The sequence below is a fragment of the bacterium genome (genome assembly GCA_016873475.1).
GTDB lineage: Bacteria > Krumholzibacteriota > Krumholzibacteriia > JACNKJ01 > JACNKJ01 > VGXI01.
Genome location: VGXI01000055.1, coordinates 1 through 16,896 on the forward strand (window position 1 = coordinate 1; position 16,896 = coordinate 16,896).

Consider the following 16,896-nt stretch of genomic DNA (forward strand, 5'->3'; position numbering starts at 1 on the left):
CCGCAGAGGTTGCGGTGCGTCCAGCCGCCGAGCAGGCGCAGGCCGTCGACGGAACCGTAGCCGACGCCGGACTCGAGCGCGGCCAGCTTGCGCTCGCGAAAGCGCCAGACGAGGCGCAGCTCCTCGACGGGCGCCGGCAGGCGCGGACCGGCGCTGGGGTCGAGGGCCTCGAGCCGGTAGTCCACCGAGCGGAAGTAGCCGCTGTCGAGCAGGTTCTGCTTGCTGCGCAGGATCTGCTCGAGGCGCAGCGGCTGGCCCGGCGCCACGTTCAGCTCGCGGCGGATCAGCTCCTCGTCCAGGCTCGCGCCCTCGAAGGCGAGGGCGGCGAGCTGGGCCGGCGGGCCCAGGTCGATGCGGTACTCGAGGTCGATCGAGTCGCGGCGCGCGTAGGCCGGCGTCTCGACGAGCGTGAGCCGGTGCTCCACGCGCCCGGCGAAGTAGCCCCGCTCCTGGAGGCTGCGCAGGATGCGGAACTCGTCCATCCCTGGCGCTTCGGGGTCGTAGGGCTGCCCCGGCTGGAGGACGAGGCGGCGCCGCAGTTCGCGCTCGGCCTCGCCGAGCCCAGGCGTGAAGCGCAGGGCGCGCAGGTAGCGGCGCTTGCCCTCGACGATGCGGATGCGGATGTCCAGCCGCTGGCGCTCGGCGTCGTAGCGCAGATCCGACTCGCCGAAGGAGCTGACGCTGACCTCGGGAAAGCCGGCGCGCCGGTAGAAGACGGCCAGGGTCGTCAGATCGCTATGCAGCCAGTCCCGGACGAAACGGGGCTGGCCGCTGAACTGGAGCAGGCGGCGCTCCCGCGTGCGCAGGAGCGCTTCGAGCTGGCCGTCGGCGAAGGTCTCGTTGCCTTCGATCTCGATCTCGCCGATGAGGGGGCGCTGGTCCGCCTCGGCGGCGGCGAGTGGCGCCGAGGCCAGGAGGGCGAGCAGGCCGGCGAGGGCGAGCCGGCGCCCGGCCCGGGCGCGCAGCCCCGCCTTTGACAGGTGCCGCCGCTCGCCGTAGACTGCCGCAGCGCGCCCTGAGCGCCTCACCCGGACCTGGACCATGATGCGATTCTTATCCCTGCCGGCGCGGCCTGTCCCCATGTTTCTTGCCCTGGCCGCCGGGCTCGGGCTGGCCCTCGCGCTGGCCGGCGGCTGCGCCGAGCAGCGCGCCGCGGCGCCCGCGCTGAGCGCCGAGGAGGAGTTCTTCGTCCAGCAGTACCTGCGGGTGGTCGAGGCGCGGCGCCTGGCCGCTCTCGGGGACTCCCTCGCCGGCGAGCGCTTCGCGCGCCTGGCCGCCAGCCTGCCCGATGACTCCCTGCGCGCCCTTGCCGGGGCGTTCAGCGCCGAGCAGCCGGAGCGCTGGCCGCTGATCTTCGAGGAGATCGTCCGCCGCAAACAGGCCCTGGAAGGCGAGCCCCCCCGCTAGCGCGCTCAGGGCAGGACGCGACCCAGGTCCAGCACGAGGATGAACAGCATCAGGCCCAGCAACAGGGCCATGCCGACCATCGTCAGGCGCAGCCGCCACTGCTCGCGCACGGGCAGCCCCACCGCTTCCAACAGCAGGAAGACCACGTGGCCGCCGTCCAGCACGGGCACGGGCAGCAGGTTGAGCAGGAAGAGCTGGGTGCTGAAGAAGGCGATGAAGCCGAGCAGGCGATCCCAGCCCCAGCGCGCCATCTCGCCGGCCACCTTCGCGATCAGGATCGGGCCGCCGACCGCGTCCTTGCTGCCCCGGAAGGTGATCTGCTTGCCCACCCACTCGAGCGTCTTGCGCGCCGTGAAGAGCACCTGCAGGCTGCCGTACTTGGCCGCCGCGAGGAGGCCGATCGGCTCCGTGCCCTCGCTGTAGGGCTCGAAGTAGATGCGCCCGGCCTCGATCACCCTGTCCTCATCCGCGGGATCGGGCACCTGGGCCAGCTCCGGCGTGATGCTGCCCGTCCGCCGCTGGCCTGCCCGCTCCCAGACGATGTCCAGCGCGCGACCGGGACTGGCGTTGACGATGGCGGCGATCTCGTCGAAGTAGGCCATGGGCCGCCCGTCCAGCTCGAGGATGCGGTCGCCCGTGGCCAGGCCGAGGCGGTCGGCGGGGCCATTCCTCAGCACCCGGCCGACGCGGTTGTCGCTGAGCACGCTCAGCCCCGTCGGGTCGAAGCGGCCCGCGCTGGCCGTGAGCGCGAGCACGAGCTCGCGGCGCTCCCCGCTGCGCTCGATCGTGAGGCGATAGTCGGCGGCGCCCCCCTCGCTGAGCCGCTCGGCGAACTCGTTCCAGTTGGCCACGGCCTCCCCGTTCAGCTCGACGACGCGATCGCCGCGCTGGACGCCCGCTCGCGCCGCCGGCGTGTCCGCGGGCGGCGCGCTGAGGATGACGTCGGGGATGATCGGAAAGCCCTGCACGGCGTAGATCCCGGTGCTGAGCGCCACCGCCAGCAGGAGGTTCGCCAGCGGGCCGGCGACGATCGCCCAGAGACGCACCGGGATCGGCCTGTTGCGGTAGAGCCTGTCCGGCGGCAGGAGCGCCTCCTCGGGCGGCGTCTCGCCCTCCCCCACCGACTCGAGCATGCCGGCCATCTTCACGTAGCCGCCGAAGGGCAGCAGGCTGAGCGCCCACTCGGTGCCGAAGCCGCGCCAGCGCAGGAGCACGGGTCCGAGGCCGATCGAGAAGCGGTGCACGTGGATGCCCGCCGAGCGCGCCGCCAGGAAGTGGCCCAGCTCGTGGACGAGCACGACGAGACCGAGCGTGAAGATCATCGCGAGGACGGTGGTGATCATGCGGTCCTTTCCAGGGCGCGCACCTGCTCGGCGGCCAGCGCCCGGGCGCGCCGGTCGGCCTCGGTGAGTGCCGGCAGATCGGCGGCCGGAGCCCAGCCGCCGGCGGCGAGCACGGACTCGACGACGGCGAGGATACCGGGAAAGCCCAGCCCGCCGGCCAGGAAGGCGTCCACGGCGACCTCGTCGGCGGCGTTGAGTGCGAGCGGCGCCGTACCGCCGGCGACCAGGGCCGCCCGGGCGAGCCCGACGGCGGGGAAGCGCGCCTCGTCCAGAGGCTCCAGGGCCAGCGTCAGGGGCGCCTCGAGGGCGAGCCGGCCGTAGTCGGCGCGCGGCCGCTCGGGGTGACTGAGCGCGGCCAGGATGGGCTGGCGCATGTCCGGCGCCGCGAGCTGACAGAGCAGAGAGGCGTCGGCGAGCTCGACGAGCGCGTGCGCCAGCGAGTCCGGATGCACGAGCACGCCAATCTGCGCCGGCGACAGCGCGAAGAGCCGCGCCGCTTCGATCACCTCGAGGCCCTTGTTCATGAGCGTCGCCGAGTCGACGCTGATCTTGGGCCCCATCCGCCAGGTCGGATGGCGCAGGGCCTGCTCCGGCGTCACGCCGGCCAGGGCACTCGCAGGCCAGGTGCGGAAGGGCCCGCCCGAGGCCGTGATCCAGACCCGCCGGACATCGGCGACGGGACGGCCCTCGAGGAGCTGGAAGAGCGCGCTGTGCTCGCTGTCCACCGGCAGCAGGCGGCCGCGGCTCGCCTGTCGCGCCGCGGCGATCAGCTGGTCGCCGCAGACCAGGGACTCCTTGTTGGCCAGCGCGAGGTCGCAGCCGGCCGCCAGGACGGCGAGCGAGACCGCCAGACCGGCGAAGCCGAGCACGCCGTTGAGCGCGATCTCCGCCGGCGTCTCGCAGAGGGCCGCGGGCGGACTGCCCGCCGGCAACAGGCGGCCGGCGAACTCCGGATGGACGGCCGCCCAGCGGCGGCGCGCCTCCGGCTCGCTGATCCAGATGCGTGCGGGGTCAAACTCGCGGATCCAGCCGGCCAGGAACTCCGTGCGCCGGTGCACGCTCAGACCGACCAGGCGGAAGTCCTGCGGCCGGTCGCGCAGGACGTCCAGCGCGCTGCCGCCGATGCTCCCGGAGGCGCCGAAGAGAAGGACCCGCTTCATGCTCAGAGAATAGCCCAGCGCAGCAGGTAGTAAAAGACGGGGATCGAGAAGAGCATGCTGTCGACGCGATCGAGGAACCCGCCGTGGCCGGGCAGGATGCGGCCGCTGTCCTTGATGGCGGCATCGCGTTTGAGGAGGGACTCGAAGAGGTCGCCGAGCTGGCCGGCGAGCGAGAGCAGCAGCCCGACGAGCGGCGCCACCCAGCCGGCGAGGAAGGGCGTCCAGAACGGCGCCAGCAGCCAGGCGCTGAGCGCCGCGCCGGCCGCGCCGCCGATGACGCCCTCGATCGACTTGCGCGGGCTCACCGGCGAGCGCAGCGAGTGGCGTCCCCAGGCGCTGCCCACGAAGTAGGCGAAGGTGTCGCCCAGCCAGGTGACGCCGGCCGCGAAGAGGAACCAGCGGCCGCCCGCGGCGGCGGGCAGACCCACACCCGCCGGCAGCTCGCGCAGGAGGATCCAGTGGCCGGGCAGCCAGGCCAGATAGAGGAGCAGCAGGATCTTCTCACCGGCGCGCTCGGTGCCGCCTTCGCAGCGCCCGCGCAGGGCGTCGGCGCCGAGCAGGCTCAGGGCGAGCAGGGTGAACAGGGCCGTCCCCGCTTCGGCGCCGCCCCAGCGGCAGGCGGCGAGGATCGCGAGCACCAGCGCGGCGATCGTGGGGAAGACGGCGCGCCGGCCGCGGGCGCGGCGCATCGCGCCGTACTCCCAGCTCGCGCGCAGGCTCCAGAGCGCCGTGAGCGCGAAGAAGATCCAGCCGCCGGCGAGACTGCCCCAGATCACGAGGGGCAGGAGCAGTGCTGCCGCCAGCAGGCGCCGGCCGAGCGCGGGCAGCTGCAGCGGCGCCTCAGAGAACCTTGCCAAAACGGCGCTCCCGGCCGAGGAAGTCGAGGATCGCTCCGTAGAGATCCTCCGCGGTGAAGTCGGGCCAGAGCGTCGGCGTGATGTGGATCTCCGCGTAGGCCAGCTGCCAGAGGCAGAAGTTGCTGATCCGCTGCTCACCGCTCGTGCGGATCAGCAGGTCGACCGGCGGCAGGTCGGGCAGGTAGAGGTAGCTGGCGAAGCGCTCCTCGTCGAGATCCTCGGGGCGTGCCGCACCGCGCGCGACGGCGGCGGCGAAGGCGCGCGCGGCGTCGACGATCTCCGCGCGGCCGCCGTAGCTGAGGGCGAGGTTCAGACGCATGCCCTGGTTGTCGGCCAGCCGGGCTTCCGCGGCCCGCAGGTGAGCGAGGGTGCCGGGCGGCAGGAGCTCCAGGCGACCGAGGCTGCGCAAGCGGATGTCGTTCCTGTCCAGCTCCGCGCACTCGGACTCGAGCACGTCCTCGAGGAACTGCATGAGCGCCTTCACCTCGGCATCCGGCCGGCGCCAGTTCTCCATCGAGAAGGTGAAGAGGGTGAGGTGCTGGATGCCGATCCCGGCGGCCGCCTCGACGATCCGGCGCACGGCCTTGCGTCCCTCGCGGTGGCCCATGATGCGCGGCAGCATGCGTCGGCGCGCCCAGCGGCCGTTGCCGTCCATGATGACGGCGACGTGGGCCGGCGGGCCGCCCCGCTCGCGGATCTGGCGCTCGAGGGTGTCGGCCGCGGCCATGCGAACCTCAGACTTCCATGATCTCGGCGATCTTCTTGGCGAGCGCCGCGTCGATCTCGGCGACGAAGCGGTCGGTGAGCTTCTGGATGCCATCCGTGGCCCGCTTGAGCTCGTCCTCGGTCAGCGCCTGCTCCTTCTCCTGCTGCTTGGCCTGCTCGATGCCCGTGCGGCGCACGTTGCGCACGGCGACGCGCCCCTCCTCGGCGAGCTGCTTGACGCGCTTGACGAGATCCTTGCGCCGCTCCTCGGTGAGCGGCGGAATGTTGATGCGCAGCACGTTGCCGTCGTTCTGCGGCGTGAGGCCGATGTTGGCGGCGAGGATCGCCTTCTCGATCAGCCCGAGCATCTTCTTCTCCCAGGGGGAGACCGTGATCAGGCGCGCCTCGGGCACGGCCAGCGTGGCCACCTGGTTCAGCGGTGACGGCGTGCCGTAGTAGTCGACGCGGATGGAGTCGAGCAGAGCCGTGCTCGCGCGCCCGGCGCGGACCTGGGTGAATTCGTGCTCGGTGCTGCGGGCGGTCTTGCTCATGCGCTCTTCGATCTCGGCGAGCAGTGGGCTGGCCATCGTCTAGCTTGCCTCCTGGCTGACCAGGCTGCCCAGCGCTTCGCCGCGCAGGACCCGCGCCAGCGCGCCTGGTTGCGAAAAGTCGAAAACCCGGATCGGGATGCCGTTGTCGCGACAGAGCGCGAAGGCCGTGGCGTCCATCACCGCCAGACGGCGCTCGAGCACCTCGTCGAAGCTCAGGCGCGGCAGGCGGACGGCGCCGGGATCGCGGCGCGGATCGCTCGAGTAGACGCCGTCGACGGTGGTCGCCTTGAGCAGGCAGTCCGCGCCGACCTCGATCGCCCGCAGGGCGGCCGCTGTGTCCGTCGAGAAGAAGGGATGGCCGAGGCCGCCGGCGCTGAGGACGATCTCGCCGCCGTCGAGGGCCGCGCGGGCGAGTTCGCTCGTGTAGGGTTCGGCGAGGGGCGCGATCGGCGTCGCCGTCAGGACGCGAGCGGCGGCGCCGGCGGCCCGCAGGAGGGCGCCCAGAGCGATGGCGTTCATCGCCGTGGCCAGCATGCCGATGCGGTCGGCCTGGACGGCGTCCAGGCCGGCGGCTCTGGCGTCGCGCCCGCGCAGCAGGTTGCCGCCGCCCACAACGACGAGCAGACCGCAGCCGAGTCCGCCCAGCCCCGCCAGTTCGGCGGCAAGGTCCCGCGCCCGCGCGAAATCGAGGCCCTGGCCGTCGGGAGCGCCGAGGCTCTCCCCGCTCAGCTTGAGGACGACGCGCTGATAGGCGGCCGTCGCCATCGCTCGCTCAGGACAGGTCTTCGCCCAGCTGGAAGCGGGCGAAGCGACGGATGATCATGTTCTCGCCCAGGCTGCCGATGGTGGAATCCAGCAGATCCTTGACGGTCATGCCGGGGTCCTTGACGTAGGCTTGCTCCAGCAGGCAGGCCTCGCTGTAGTACTTCTCCATGCGCCCCGTGGCGATCTTGTCGACGATCGCGGCCGGCTTGCCGGAGGCGAGGGCCTGCTGGCGGGCGATCTCCAGCTCGTGGGCGACCAGGGCCGGGTCGAGCGCCGCCCGCTCCACCGCCAGCGGCGCCGACGCGGCCACCTGCATGGCGACGTTCTTGCAGAAGTCCTGGAACTTCTCCGTGCGGGCGACGAAGTCGGTTTCGCAGGCGATCTCGACGAGCACGCCCACCTTGCCGCCCGGATGGATGTAGCTGAAGACGAGGCCCTCCTTGGTCGCGCGCCCCGACTTCTTCTTGGCGTCGGCCAGGCCCTTCGTGCGCAGGTGGTCGACGGCCTTCTCGTAGTCCCCGCCGCTCTCGGCCAGTGCCTTCTTGCAGTCCATCATCCCCGCTCCGGTCTTCTCCCGGAGCTCTTTCACCAGCTGGGCGTTGATCTCCGCCATGATCGGCTCCTCCTCGCTGCGCCGTCGGCTGCCTCGCGTGTTGGGTGGGGCGGTTAGCTGTCCAGGTCGAGCGTCGAGTCGTCGTGGAGCTCGCCCACCTTCAGTCGCGCGGCCACGCGCGGCGCCAGTTCCTGGCGGCTCGCCGGGGCCGCCGCCCGCCGCGGCGTGCGCTCCTCGGCCTCCTTCTCGGCGCTGGCCTTCTCGACCACCGCCTTCTCCTCGCGCTCGCGCGCCTTGAAGAAGGCCGCGCCTTCGATGACCGCGTCGGCGATCATGTGGCTGAAGAGGCGGATCGACCGGATCGCGTCGTCGTTGCCCGGGATCGGGAAGTTCACCGGATCGGGGTCGCAGTTCGTGTCCACCATCGCGACCACCGGGACGCCGAGCTTGTTCGCCTCCTTGATGGCGATCTCGCTCTGAGCGGTGTCGACGACGAAGATGAGGCCCGGGGTCTTCTCCATGCCCCGGATGCCGCCCAGCATGCGCTCGAGGCGGTCCCGCGTCTTCTCGAGCTGCATGCGCTCCTTCTTGTTGAACTGCTCGATGCGCCCGTCCGTGTTCATCTTCTCGATGTCGGTGAGCTTGTCCAGGCTCTTGCGCACGGTCTGGAAATTCGTGAGCAGGCCGCCGAGCCAGCGCTCGACGACGTAGAACTGCCCGCAGCGCAAGGCCTCCTCGCGAATCGTGTCCTGGGCCTGCTTCTTGGGCCCGACGAAGAGGATGGGCGCGCCCGTGCCGGCGACCTGGCGCACCTTCTCGTAGGCCATCGCCGCGAGGCGCTGCGTCTGCTGCAGATCGAGGATGTAGATCCCGTTTTTCTCGGCGAAGATGAAGGGCTTCATCTTCGGGTTCCAGCGGCGGGTCTGGTGGCCGAAGTGAACGCCGGCCTCCAGCATGTCCTTGATGGTGATCGAGTAGCTCACGACTCCTCCTGCAGGTTTTGCCGCCACCGGCTTCGCCCCGGGCATCGCTCCCCGCGGGGAGACCTGCGCGCCCGGTCCACCGGTGTGTGGTGTGGTCGACTAACGCTTGGAGAACTGGAAGCGCTTGCGGGCGCCGGGCTGACCGTACTTCTTCCGCTCCTTCATGCGCGGATCGCGGGTCAGGCAACCGGTCGAACGCAGCGTCTTCTTCAGCTCGTCATCCTTGCCCAACAGCGCCCGGGCGATGCCCAGGCGCACGGCGCCGGCCTGGCCGGCGATGCCGCCGCCGGTCACCGTGGCGTGCACGTCCACGGAGTCCATCATGTCCACGTACTCCAGCGGCTGGCGCACCTCGATGATGAGGTTGCGGCGGCCGAAGTAGGCGTCCAGCGGACGACCGTTGACGGTCTGCTTGCCTTGGCCGGGCACGACGACGCGCACGCGCGCCACCGACTCCTTGCGGCGGCCCGTCGCGTTGAAGAAATCTGCCATCTCAGCGGGACTCCTTGCTCAGGCGATGGTCTGTCTAGCGCTCGACGGCGAGCGGCTCGGGTTTCTGGGCGGCATGCGGGTGACCGGGGCCGGCGTAGACGCGCAGTTTCCGGCAGAGCTTGCGGCCCAGGCGCCCCTTGGGCAGCATGCCGCGCACCGCGTGGGCGATGACCTCGCCCGGCTTGTTCGCCAGCATGGTGTCCAGACGCGTGACGCGCAGGCCGCTCTGATAGCCGGTGTAGCGGGTGTAGGTCTTGGCCGTCAGCTTGCCGCCCGTGATGCGCACCTTGTCGGCGTTGACCACGATCACGTGGTCGCCCATGTCCACGTGGGGCGTGAAGTCGGGGCGGTGCTTGCCGCGGATGACGCTGGCGACCCGCGTGGCGAGACGCCCGAGGGAGAGCCCCTCGGCGTCCACGAGGTACCAGCGCTCCCCGACCTGCCCCGCCTTCGCGACGTGGGTCTTCATGCTTCCTCCGTCTGAGGATTGCCGCGCGTGGTTGCAGACCCGGCCACGGGCCGGGAGCGCAATCCGGCGCTTCGGTGGAACGAAACGAACGCCTAACCTAACAAAGGGTTACGCCGCTGTCAAGAGCGCGGCGGCTTCGGGCTTGGGCTTTGGAGGGCGGCGCCGAGAAGCGTGAATTCCTCGATCCCGGATTCAGCGGCAAGATGGCGGATGCTCCCGGCGAGATCCTCGGCGCTGCGGTTCTCCAGGATCCAGTCGCAGCGCCGCCCCCACCCGGCCAGCGCCGCCCAGGCCTCCCGCCGAGGCAGGCTGCCCGCCCCGAGGGCGAGGTGGTCGTCGGCGCGGCCGCCGTTGTCGTGCAGGTGCAGGCTCGCCAGACGCGGTCCGAGCGCCGCCAGCCAGTCGGCCAGGCTGGCCTGGCTGTAGGCGTGCCAGTGGCCGAGGTCGAGGAGCCAGCCGAAGCGCTCCGGCGGCAGCGCCGCCAGGAGGGCCGCCAGGGCGCCCGGATCGCGGTCGAAGATGTTCTCCAGGTCGATGCGCACGCCGCGGGCCGCGGCGCGCTCCCCCAGCGCCGACCAGAAGTCGACGCTGCGGGCCAGCCAGCCGGCGCGCTCTTCGGCGGTGCCGCAGCCGTCGGGATCCCAGGCCGGGTGGGCCGTCATCGCGGTGACGCCGAAGGCGGGCGCCAGATCCAGGGCCGCCTCCAGCCGCCGGCGGGCGAGGGACACCGCCTCCGGGTCCTGCCCGCCCGGGCAGAGATCGCGAAAAGGCGCGTGAAAGCGGCAGGGACGGCCCTCCGCGCGCAGCAGGGCGGCGATCGCCGCGCGCTCCGCGGCGAAGCCGGGCGCCAGGGCCTCGTGATCGATGAGCAGCTCGAGCCCCACCGGCAGGCCGGCCAGGGCCGCCGCGTGGCGGCGGTAGCGAGTCAGGGGCAGGCTGGCGAAGAGCTGTGGCACGGCGGGCCTCCTCGGTCCGCCGAGAATCGCAGGTCCGCCCCGCCGTCGCAAGGCCGGGTCCGCGCCCGCGGCGCGCGACGGGCGCGCGTCGCGGCGAGCGCGCGAGACGAGAAGGGGGAGCCCTGCGGCTCCCCCTGTCTCCCAAGGCAGCGAGCTTCCCTCCGGCTCGCGCGCGCTGCCTCGCGCGCGAGAGGAGGGATGCGAGCTATTTGAGCATGAGCATCTTCCGCGTCTGGCTCTCGCCGTCCGCAGTCAGGCGATAGTAGTAGAGGCCGCTGGAGGCCTGCCCGCCGGCAGCGGTCTCGCCGGCCCAGCTCAGCTCGTGCCGGCCTGCCTCCAGGTTCGCCGCGAGCAGGGTCTGGACGAGGCGGCCCGCCGTGTCGAAGATCTCCAGGCGCGCCTCGCCGGCGGCGGCGAGGACGAAGCCGATCTTCGTCGTCGGGTTGAAGGGATTCGGGTGGTTCTGCGCGAGGGCGATCCGCGCGCCCGCAGGCAGCTCGCCAGTGCCGTTCGGGTTCTGGTAGAGGATCTCGATGTCGGCGTCGCGACGCGGCATCAGCACGAAGTTGCCGAACTCGTAGCGCAGCGTGCCGGTGATGTTGAGGATGTCGCCCAGGCCCTCGAGGTAGTCGTAGTCGCCCATGTCGCCGACCTTCAGCCAGTTGATATCGTCCTGGGTGACGCTCCAGGCGTAGAAGTTCCACGAGCCCGCGCGCTCGACGACCGTCACGTTCGTCACGCGCACGAGCGCACCCTCGTAGGGCTCCCAGACCGCGGGATCCGCCATGTCGCCGATCGTGATGACCTCCGGCGGCGCTACGGTGTTGCCGCTCGAGACCTTCTCGAAGTAGTAGAAGGGCTGCGTGAAGGAGGTCATGTTGTAGTACTCGGTCTGGGCGTCGGCGATGATGACGATATCGCCCTCGGCCACCTGGGGCAGGAAGGCGGGTGCGTAGACCTCGAGGCCGTTGTAGGGCGAACGGCTGCCGCCCTCGCGATTGACCTCCTGCAGATAGAAGTGGTTGCCCCAGACGTCGTACTCGCTGTGAATGACGCCCTTGATCGTCAGGATCTCACCGGCCACCGCCGAGGAATCGCCGCCGGCGTCCGGGTACTGCGAGAAAGCGACGGTGTTCACGCCGCCCCAGAACTGCAGCGCCTCGGGCGCCATCGCGACGCCGTCCGTGTTCTGCACGTCGATGACGGTGAGCGTGAGCAGGATCGCGGGCGTCATCGGCGCCGCGAGCGTCAGGTGCACGAGCTCGGGATCGCCGGGATCGAGAGTCGCCGTGCTGACGGTGCCGAGGTCGAGGAAGTAGTTGGCAGGATTCTCGGCCGTGCTCTCGAGGACGGGCCGGTCGAAGCGCACGTCGAGGCTGCTCGCGCCGGTCACGGCAGCGTACTCGAGGGTCGGGGCGGGCGCAGCGCCGACGTAGACGATGTCGTACTGACCGCGGGGCGTCACCTTGAATTCACTGAAGGTGTAGTTCAGCACGCCCGTGACGGAGCTCATCTGCGTTCCCGCCGGGGGCCCGGAGACGCCGAGGCCGTCGTCGAAGCGCGTCTCGTCGTTGTCGATGAACCCGAACTCCATGCCGAACCATTCGCCGAAGCCCGGATCGACGGCCGTGCGCTGGACGTTGAGGTGCCGCACCAGCACGCACTCCCACTTCTCCGCCTCGGGGCGGTTCGCCGTCTTCGTCTGCCAGGCGCGCAGGACGATCGGCGTCGGCACCTGGCCGGTGCCGACCTTCGTGTAGCTGCCCTGGCCGCCGTGAGGCACGGAGAGGTTCAGCTCGGCGAGCCCGGTGCCGGGGGCGCCGCTGGGGAAGTAGTCGTCGTACATGCCCGTGACGTCGACGACGTCGCCGATGATCACGGTCGGCACGTTCACGGTGCCGACGAAGACATAGATGCCGCTGTTCGCCCCGCCGGCCGGCTCCTGGATGAAGAAGCCCATCCCGGAAGGGATGTCGTCGACGGCGGTGACGATCTTGCCCTGGACGGTGACCACCGTGTTGTCGGCGATCAGGTCCTGCTGGAGGTCGTAGATCGACACGACGGGCTGTGCCCAGGCGGCCGCGGCCAAGCTCAGCATGGCGACGGCCATCAGCATGCGGATGATCCTGCTCTTCATTTGCGCCCCCCTAGGCTAGCGATGTTTCTGCGCTGCTGAACGCTGCATGGGCCTCGCGGCCCCGGCGCCCTACTCAGGCAGGACGCCGAACTCCTGCAAGAAGCCTGTGACCTGAGCGAGCACGTTGTCGTTGCCCGAACTCAGACAGATCGGGTAGGTCAGCAGCACGAGCTGACCCCCGGACTCGAAATGGCGCCGGACGCCGACCGCCCCCGCGAAGAGGCTCGGGGGGTAGGTCTGATCCCCCGTCACCCGGTACAGCTCCTCGATGATGCCTGTCGAGAGCGCCTCCGGGTTGAGCGCCATGCGGTCGATCCCCTTGAGTTGCACGCCCTGCGGCAGCCCGAGGGCTTCCGTGCCGGCGGCCGGGAAGCCCTGGAACTGCTTGGGGCCGAAGACCCAGAAGTTCGAGGTCATCACCCCGCCGGTGTTCGTGGCGTGCGCCTGCAAACTGTCCGCCCGCAGCACCGACCGCTCGAAGTCCACGCTGAAGCTGCCACCCGAGTAGGCGCCACGGCTGGCGCCCACCAAGTTGTAGCCCTCCAGCAGCACCTTGCCCCCCGCCTCGAGATACACTCGGAGCCCGGCTTCGGCCGCCGTCAGCGTCGGGCTGGGCTGGTTCGTGAAGGCGAGCGGGGCGCCGTCGGTGCCATTATACCACACGACGGCCTCGAAGAGGGAGAAGATGGCGGGCAGGTTCTCGGGGGCTCCGATCGGGCCGCTGGTCCCGATGTCGTGGAGCAGCACCTCGTTGGGATTGCCGAAGAGCTCCGTGAACCGAACGCGCCAGAAGGGGTCGATGATCGCCGTGTTCGGGCCGCTGGCGAGGGTGGCTCCGTCCAGCAGCAGCACGCGCGCTTGCCGGATGTCCCGCACGAAGGTCGTCGCACTGAGCACGTTGCTCTCGGCGCCCCCCAGATCCCGGGCCTGGAGATGGAACTGGCGCTCGATCCCCACGCCCTGGCCGAAGTCCGCGGGGACGAGATTGACCAGGGTGTCCGTCGGGGCGAGCAGGATCGCCGCGTCCGGGTCCTCGAACCAGAAGCGCACGGACTCGATGTAGGCGAGGGCCTCCTCGGGATCGGCCGCCGCGTTGTCCGGATCCCCGACCTTGAAGCGGATCGACAGGACGGGCAGGATGCTGGCCGGCAGGGCGAGCACGCTCGTCGTGTCGCCGGCGCTGGTCACCGCCCAGAGGCGGGGTGCGCGGTTGAAGACCGGCAGCAGCACCTCGGCCGGCAGCGGGTCGGCCAGGCCCTTCTCGTCGACGGCGCGCACGCGGAAGCGGTGGACCAGCGTGTCGGCGCCCGCAGTCGGCACCGGCAGGAAGAAGGTGTCCCGCGTCGCCGTGATGAAGGGCGCGCTGGTGCCCAGCCAGCTCGTGTCGGCGTCGCCGATCGCCGGATCGTAGCGCCACTGGTACTCGTAGCGGACGACCTCGCCGTCCACGTCCTCGCCGTGCCAGCTCAGGATCTGCCGGTAGTGCGTCGGCGCGAGGTCGCCGCCCTCGACTGCGAGGCGCGTCTCGGGCGGCTGGTTGGGGCGGATGGCGCCCTCGTCGCTGCAGGCCCCGAGCGCGAGCAGCCCGGCGAGGAGCAGCGGCCGGCCGAGGCGGCCGCGCCGAGGGGGATGGAGGCGGTGGCTGCTCATTTCAGGATCAGGAACTTGCCCTGCTGCGTTTCGCCGCTCACGCGGTCGGTGACGGAAAAGAGGTAGAGCCCCGTGGCGACCGGCTGCCCGCTCTCGCTGCGCAGGTCCCAGGCCGCCATCGTGCCCGAGAGCGTCGGCGCCTCGTCGCCCACGAGCAGGCCGGCCGCGTTCCCCCCCCGGTAGCGGTCGCGGTCGAAGTCGATCTCGGCGACGCGGTCGCCGGCCAGCGTGAAGACCTTGATCAGGGCGCGCGCCGGCAGGCCCGCGAACCAGACGTAGCGGCCGGTGGCGCGATTGGCGTCCCAGACGGCGCTGCCGCGGTAGGGGTTGGGGAAGACCGTGACCCCGCGCCCCGCCGCCTGGGCCGGGCTGCGGCCCGGCACGATGTGCAGCACGTTCTGCCCGACGCCGCTCTCGAGGCTGGGCGTCTCCGGGTTGCCCATGTCGTAGCTGGTGACGGCGACCCAGTAGTGGTGGCCGTCCTTCACCTGCATCAACGTGACGCCGTACTTGACGACGACGGTGTCCGCGCCGCTGACGATGGTCTCCCACTCCGACTCGGGCAGGAGGACGCTCGCCAGCCCCGTGTTGTAGCCCACCGAGTCGGGCTCCGTGACGAGAAAGGGCTCGCGGGCGCCGAAGTGGAAGTCGTACTGGCCCGGCCAGAGGGCGTCGAGGGCGGCCTGCCCGTTCTCCTCGTCGAGCGGGTCCGGAGCGACCTGCGCCGCCAGCCAGGACTCGGTGAAGTAGCTCTCGAAGAGCGGGTTCTTGGCCGGGATGTCGGCCAGATCGACCTGCGCGAACAGGTCGAAGTCCGCGCTCTCCGGCCCGCGGCCGACGTAGACGCGGTAGCCCTCGAAGTCGTAGTCGCGCGTGACGGCGTCGACGCTGCGCTCCGGTCCGTCGGCCCAGCGGACCTGGATGCGGCCGGAGTCGGTCGTCACGCGCAGGCGCGGCGAGAAGGGCGGCGTCGGCACCGTGAAGTTGAAGCTGTAGACCTTCTGCGCGTAGAGCGCGTTCTCGACGAGGTCCGGAAAGTTGTCGCCGCCGAGGAAGGCGAAGGCGAGGATCAGGCTGTCCGGCTCCTGGCCGCCGCCGCCCGGGTAGAGGTTCCAGGGTCCCACATTGAGCAGCTCGACGGGGCTGTCCCCCGAGGTGTCGGGACTGGGGGTGATCTCCGTCCAGTCGTCGACGCCGTCCTCGCTGAGCACGGCGTACTTCTCGTCGTCGTTGTCGCGGGCGTAGCTGCCCGGTTCCCAGTCCCACCAGCGCCAGGCGACGCGGCCGACCGCCTCGGTCCAGGCGCCGCCGCCCGGCTTGTACTTGGCGCCGAGGAACTTGACGCCGGCGTGCTGGGGCGCGCGGCCTTCGTCGAAGGTCCAGTGGTGCTCCGCCATCAAGTTGTACGGATCCTCGCTCAGGTCCGCGTACTCGGGCATGGCGTCCACCCAGTAGACCTTGTGGTGGTAGAACCAGTTCGCGCTCGCCGGCGGCCAGGTGCCGAGCGGGTACTTCCCCTTCCAGCCGCTGGTCAGCTCGGTGTAGACGCCGAAGTAGGAGTTCAGCAGGGTGCGCGTGGGCACGATCGTCCACTTGATGAGGACCATCGCGTCGGCGGGCTCGTAGCTCCAGGCGTAGCTCTCCTGCGTGACGACGAGGCCGCTCGCGCTGTGCCAGTCGTCCGCGTTGCCGACTTCGGGCGTGTGCTGGTGGTCGAGCGTATCGAGGAAGGCCGTGACGAGATCCTGCTCGCTGATCGCGCGCTGGGGATCGTAGTAGGGGCTCGTCGGCAGCGTGCTGCGCTCGCGGATCCAGCCGAGAGCCTGCTCCTCCGGCGGGATGGACACCGGCACCCACTCCGTCGGCCGGGTGTAGGTGCCCCAGTAGCCGTCCTGCACGCCCGTCGTGACCAGGGTGTCGAAGTCGGTGTTGATCCCCCCCACCCAGAGGCCGCCGCGGATCAGGTGATCGACCTCGGAGCCCTTCGGGTACTCCATGGAGGATGCGCGCTCGGCGAAGTTGTTGCCGAGGAAGCCGTGGTTGGAGACGGCGAGCGCGAGGTTGCCCACGTTCTGCGTCTTGAAGACGTAGTCGAGGAGCAGGCTCTCGTCCGCGCGGGCCCAGAAGGGACCCGGCGGCGGCGGCACGATCGGCCCCGGCGCCTCGTGGGCGGCCGGGGCGCCGGCCGTCAGCGCGGCGAGGAGCAGGGCCCAGCCGGCCAGGCCCGCCCGGGCGGCGCGGCGGCGGGCGCGCGGCGGTCTACTGGCGCTTCTCATAGTCGATGATCTTCCCCAACTCCGGGTCGGCGACGTAGACGCGCCCTTGCACCACCGTCAGGGCGCTGGGCGTTCTCAAGATTTCCTTCAGGTGCGTGTTGACCCGCAGCTGCTCGCCGGCCGCGAGGTCGACGGGCAGCTCCCAGACCGTCGTGTCCGCGCGGTCGATGACGAAGAGGTGCTCGGCGTCGGCCACGAGCGCGCTCGGCTCGGCGAGCAGCTCGTCGAAGTAGCCGAAGAGCGGCGGATCCAGCGGGCCCGTCGCCGGATCGAGCACCTGCAGGGTGCCGAGGCCGTCGTCGAGCAGGTAGAGGCGGCCGGCGGCGAAGGCGATGTCCCGGACGAGGGCGCCGCTCGCCTGGCTCGTCCAGCTGAGCTGGCCGTCCGCGCTCACCGGGGGGCTGGCCGGCGTGCCGCCGACGCGGTAGCGGTAGATGCGATTGAGCGCCCGGTCGGCGACGAGCACGCGCCCGTCGTCGTCGGCGGCGAGCGCGACGACGTTCTGCCAAACCGCGTCCGTGAAGCTCACCTGGACCGCCAGGGTGTCGAGGAACTCGCCGCCGTCGTAGCCTTTCACCACGTCGTCGGCCGC

The 16,896-nt window shown here is 71.1% G+C and carries 17 protein-coding genes; 1 reads left to right on the forward strand and 16 read right to left on the reverse strand.

Annotated features, from left to right (window positions below):
* The coding region (locus tag FJ251_06495; protein ID MBM4117382.1) for a hypothetical protein at positions 1 to 1,043 on the reverse strand (1,043 nt) is incomplete at its 3' end.
* 37 nt (positions 1,044 to 1,080) lie between these two features.
* On the opposite strand from FJ251_06495, the gene FJ251_06500 reads away from it, so the two are divergent.
* Positions 1,081 to 1,407 (forward strand): hypothetical protein, encoded by a 327-nt coding sequence (locus FJ251_06500; protein MBM4117383.1) that lies wholly within the window; start codon positions 1,081 to 1,083, stop codon positions 1,405 to 1,407.
* Positions 1,408 to 1,412: 5 nt separating this feature from the next.
* Here FJ251_06500 and rseP read toward each other — a convergent pair whose 3' ends face one another.
* The 15 genes from rseP to FJ251_06575 all read right to left on the reverse strand — a co-directional run bounded on the left by rseP (position 1,413) and on the right by FJ251_06575 (position 16,881).
* Positions 1,413 to 2,750: an RIP metalloprotease RseP gene (gene rseP / locus FJ251_06505; protein ID MBM4117384.1), complete on the reverse strand. Its 1,338-nt coding sequence runs from the start codon at positions 2,748 to 2,750 to the stop codon at positions 1,413 to 1,415.
* Positions 2,747 to 3,910 (reverse strand): 1-deoxy-D-xylulose-5-phosphate reductoisomerase, encoded by a 1,164-nt coding sequence (locus FJ251_06510; GenBank protein ID MBM4117385.1) that lies wholly within the window; start codon positions 3,908 to 3,910, stop codon positions 2,747 to 2,749. The genes rseP and FJ251_06510 overlap by 4 nt, the downstream gene beginning before the upstream one ends.
* 2 nt (positions 3,911 to 3,912) lie before the next feature.
* On the reverse strand, positions 3,913 to 4,905 hold the full coding sequence (locus FJ251_06515; protein ID MBM4117386.1) for a phosphatidate cytidylyltransferase: 993 nt from the start codon (positions 4,903 to 4,905) through the stop codon (positions 3,913 to 3,915).
* On the reverse strand, positions 4,751 to 5,494 hold the full coding sequence (gene uppS, locus FJ251_06520; protein MBM4117387.1) for a di-trans,poly-cis-decaprenylcistransferase: 744 nt from the start codon (positions 5,492 to 5,494) through the stop codon (positions 4,751 to 4,753). The genes FJ251_06515 and uppS overlap by 155 nt, the downstream gene beginning before the upstream one ends.
* A gap of 7 nt (positions 5,495 to 5,501) precedes the next feature.
* Complete coding sequence (locus FJ251_06525; protein MBM4117388.1) at positions 5,502 to 6,059, reverse strand: ribosome recycling factor; 558 nt, start codon at positions 6,057 to 6,059, stop codon at positions 5,502 to 5,504.
* Positions 6,060 to 6,062: 3 nt separating this feature from the next.
* On the reverse strand, positions 6,063 to 6,788 hold the full coding sequence (gene pyrH, locus FJ251_06530; protein ID MBM4117389.1) for a UMP kinase: 726 nt from the start codon (positions 6,786 to 6,788) through the stop codon (positions 6,063 to 6,065).
* 7 nt (positions 6,789 to 6,795) lie between these two features.
* Complete coding sequence (gene tsf / locus FJ251_06535) at positions 6,796 to 7,401, reverse strand: translation elongation factor Ts (GenBank protein MBM4117390.1); 606 nt, start codon at positions 7,399 to 7,401, stop codon at positions 6,796 to 6,798.
* A 53-nt stretch (positions 7,402 to 7,454) separates the two neighbouring features.
* Positions 7,455 to 8,369 carry a 30S ribosomal protein S2 gene (rpsB, locus tag FJ251_06540; GenBank protein MBM4117391.1) on the reverse strand — a complete coding sequence of 305 codons (915 nt, stop codon included), beginning with the start codon at positions 8,367 to 8,369 and terminating at the stop codon, positions 7,455 to 7,457.
* Between the two features lie 54 nt (positions 8,370 to 8,423).
* The gene (gene rpsI / locus FJ251_06545; GenBank protein ID MBM4117392.1) at positions 8,424 to 8,816 is read right to left on the reverse strand and encodes a 30S ribosomal protein S9; all 393 of its coding nucleotides are present in this window, start codon (positions 8,814 to 8,816) and stop codon (positions 8,424 to 8,426) included.
* 34 nt (positions 8,817 to 8,850) lie between these two features.
* Positions 8,851 to 9,285, reverse strand: a complete 435-nt coding sequence (gene rplM / locus FJ251_06550) for a 50S ribosomal protein L13 (protein ID MBM4117393.1) — start codon at positions 9,283 to 9,285, stop codon at positions 8,851 to 8,853.
* 119 nt (positions 9,286 to 9,404) lie between these two features.
* The gene (locus FJ251_06555) at positions 9,405 to 10,493 is read right to left on the reverse strand and encodes a TIM barrel protein (GenBank protein ID MBM4117394.1); all 1,089 of its coding nucleotides are present in this window, start codon (positions 10,491 to 10,493) and stop codon (positions 9,405 to 9,407) included.
* The gene (locus FJ251_06560) at positions 10,447 to 12,378 is read right to left on the reverse strand and encodes a T9SS type A sorting domain-containing protein (protein MBM4117395.1); all 1,932 of its coding nucleotides are present in this window, start codon (positions 12,376 to 12,378) and stop codon (positions 10,447 to 10,449) included. The genes FJ251_06555 and FJ251_06560 overlap by 47 nt, the downstream gene beginning before the upstream one ends.
* A 69-nt stretch (positions 12,379 to 12,447) precedes the next feature.
* The gene (locus FJ251_06565; GenBank protein MBM4117396.1) at positions 12,448 to 14,028 is read right to left on the reverse strand and encodes a hypothetical protein; all 1,581 of its coding nucleotides are present in this window, start codon (positions 14,026 to 14,028) and stop codon (positions 12,448 to 12,450) included.
* Positions 14,025 to 16,304 (reverse strand): hypothetical protein, encoded by a 2,280-nt coding sequence (locus FJ251_06570; protein MBM4117397.1) that lies wholly within the window; start codon positions 16,302 to 16,304, stop codon positions 14,025 to 14,027. Before FJ251_06570 ends, FJ251_06565 begins: the two co-directional genes overlap by 4 nt.
* Positions 16,288 to 16,881 (reverse strand): hypothetical protein, encoded by a 594-nt coding sequence (locus tag FJ251_06575; protein MBM4117398.1) that lies wholly within the window; start codon positions 16,879 to 16,881, stop codon positions 16,288 to 16,290. Before FJ251_06575 ends, FJ251_06570 begins: the two co-directional genes overlap by 17 nt.
* Positions 16,882 to 16,896 lie beyond the last annotated feature (15 nt).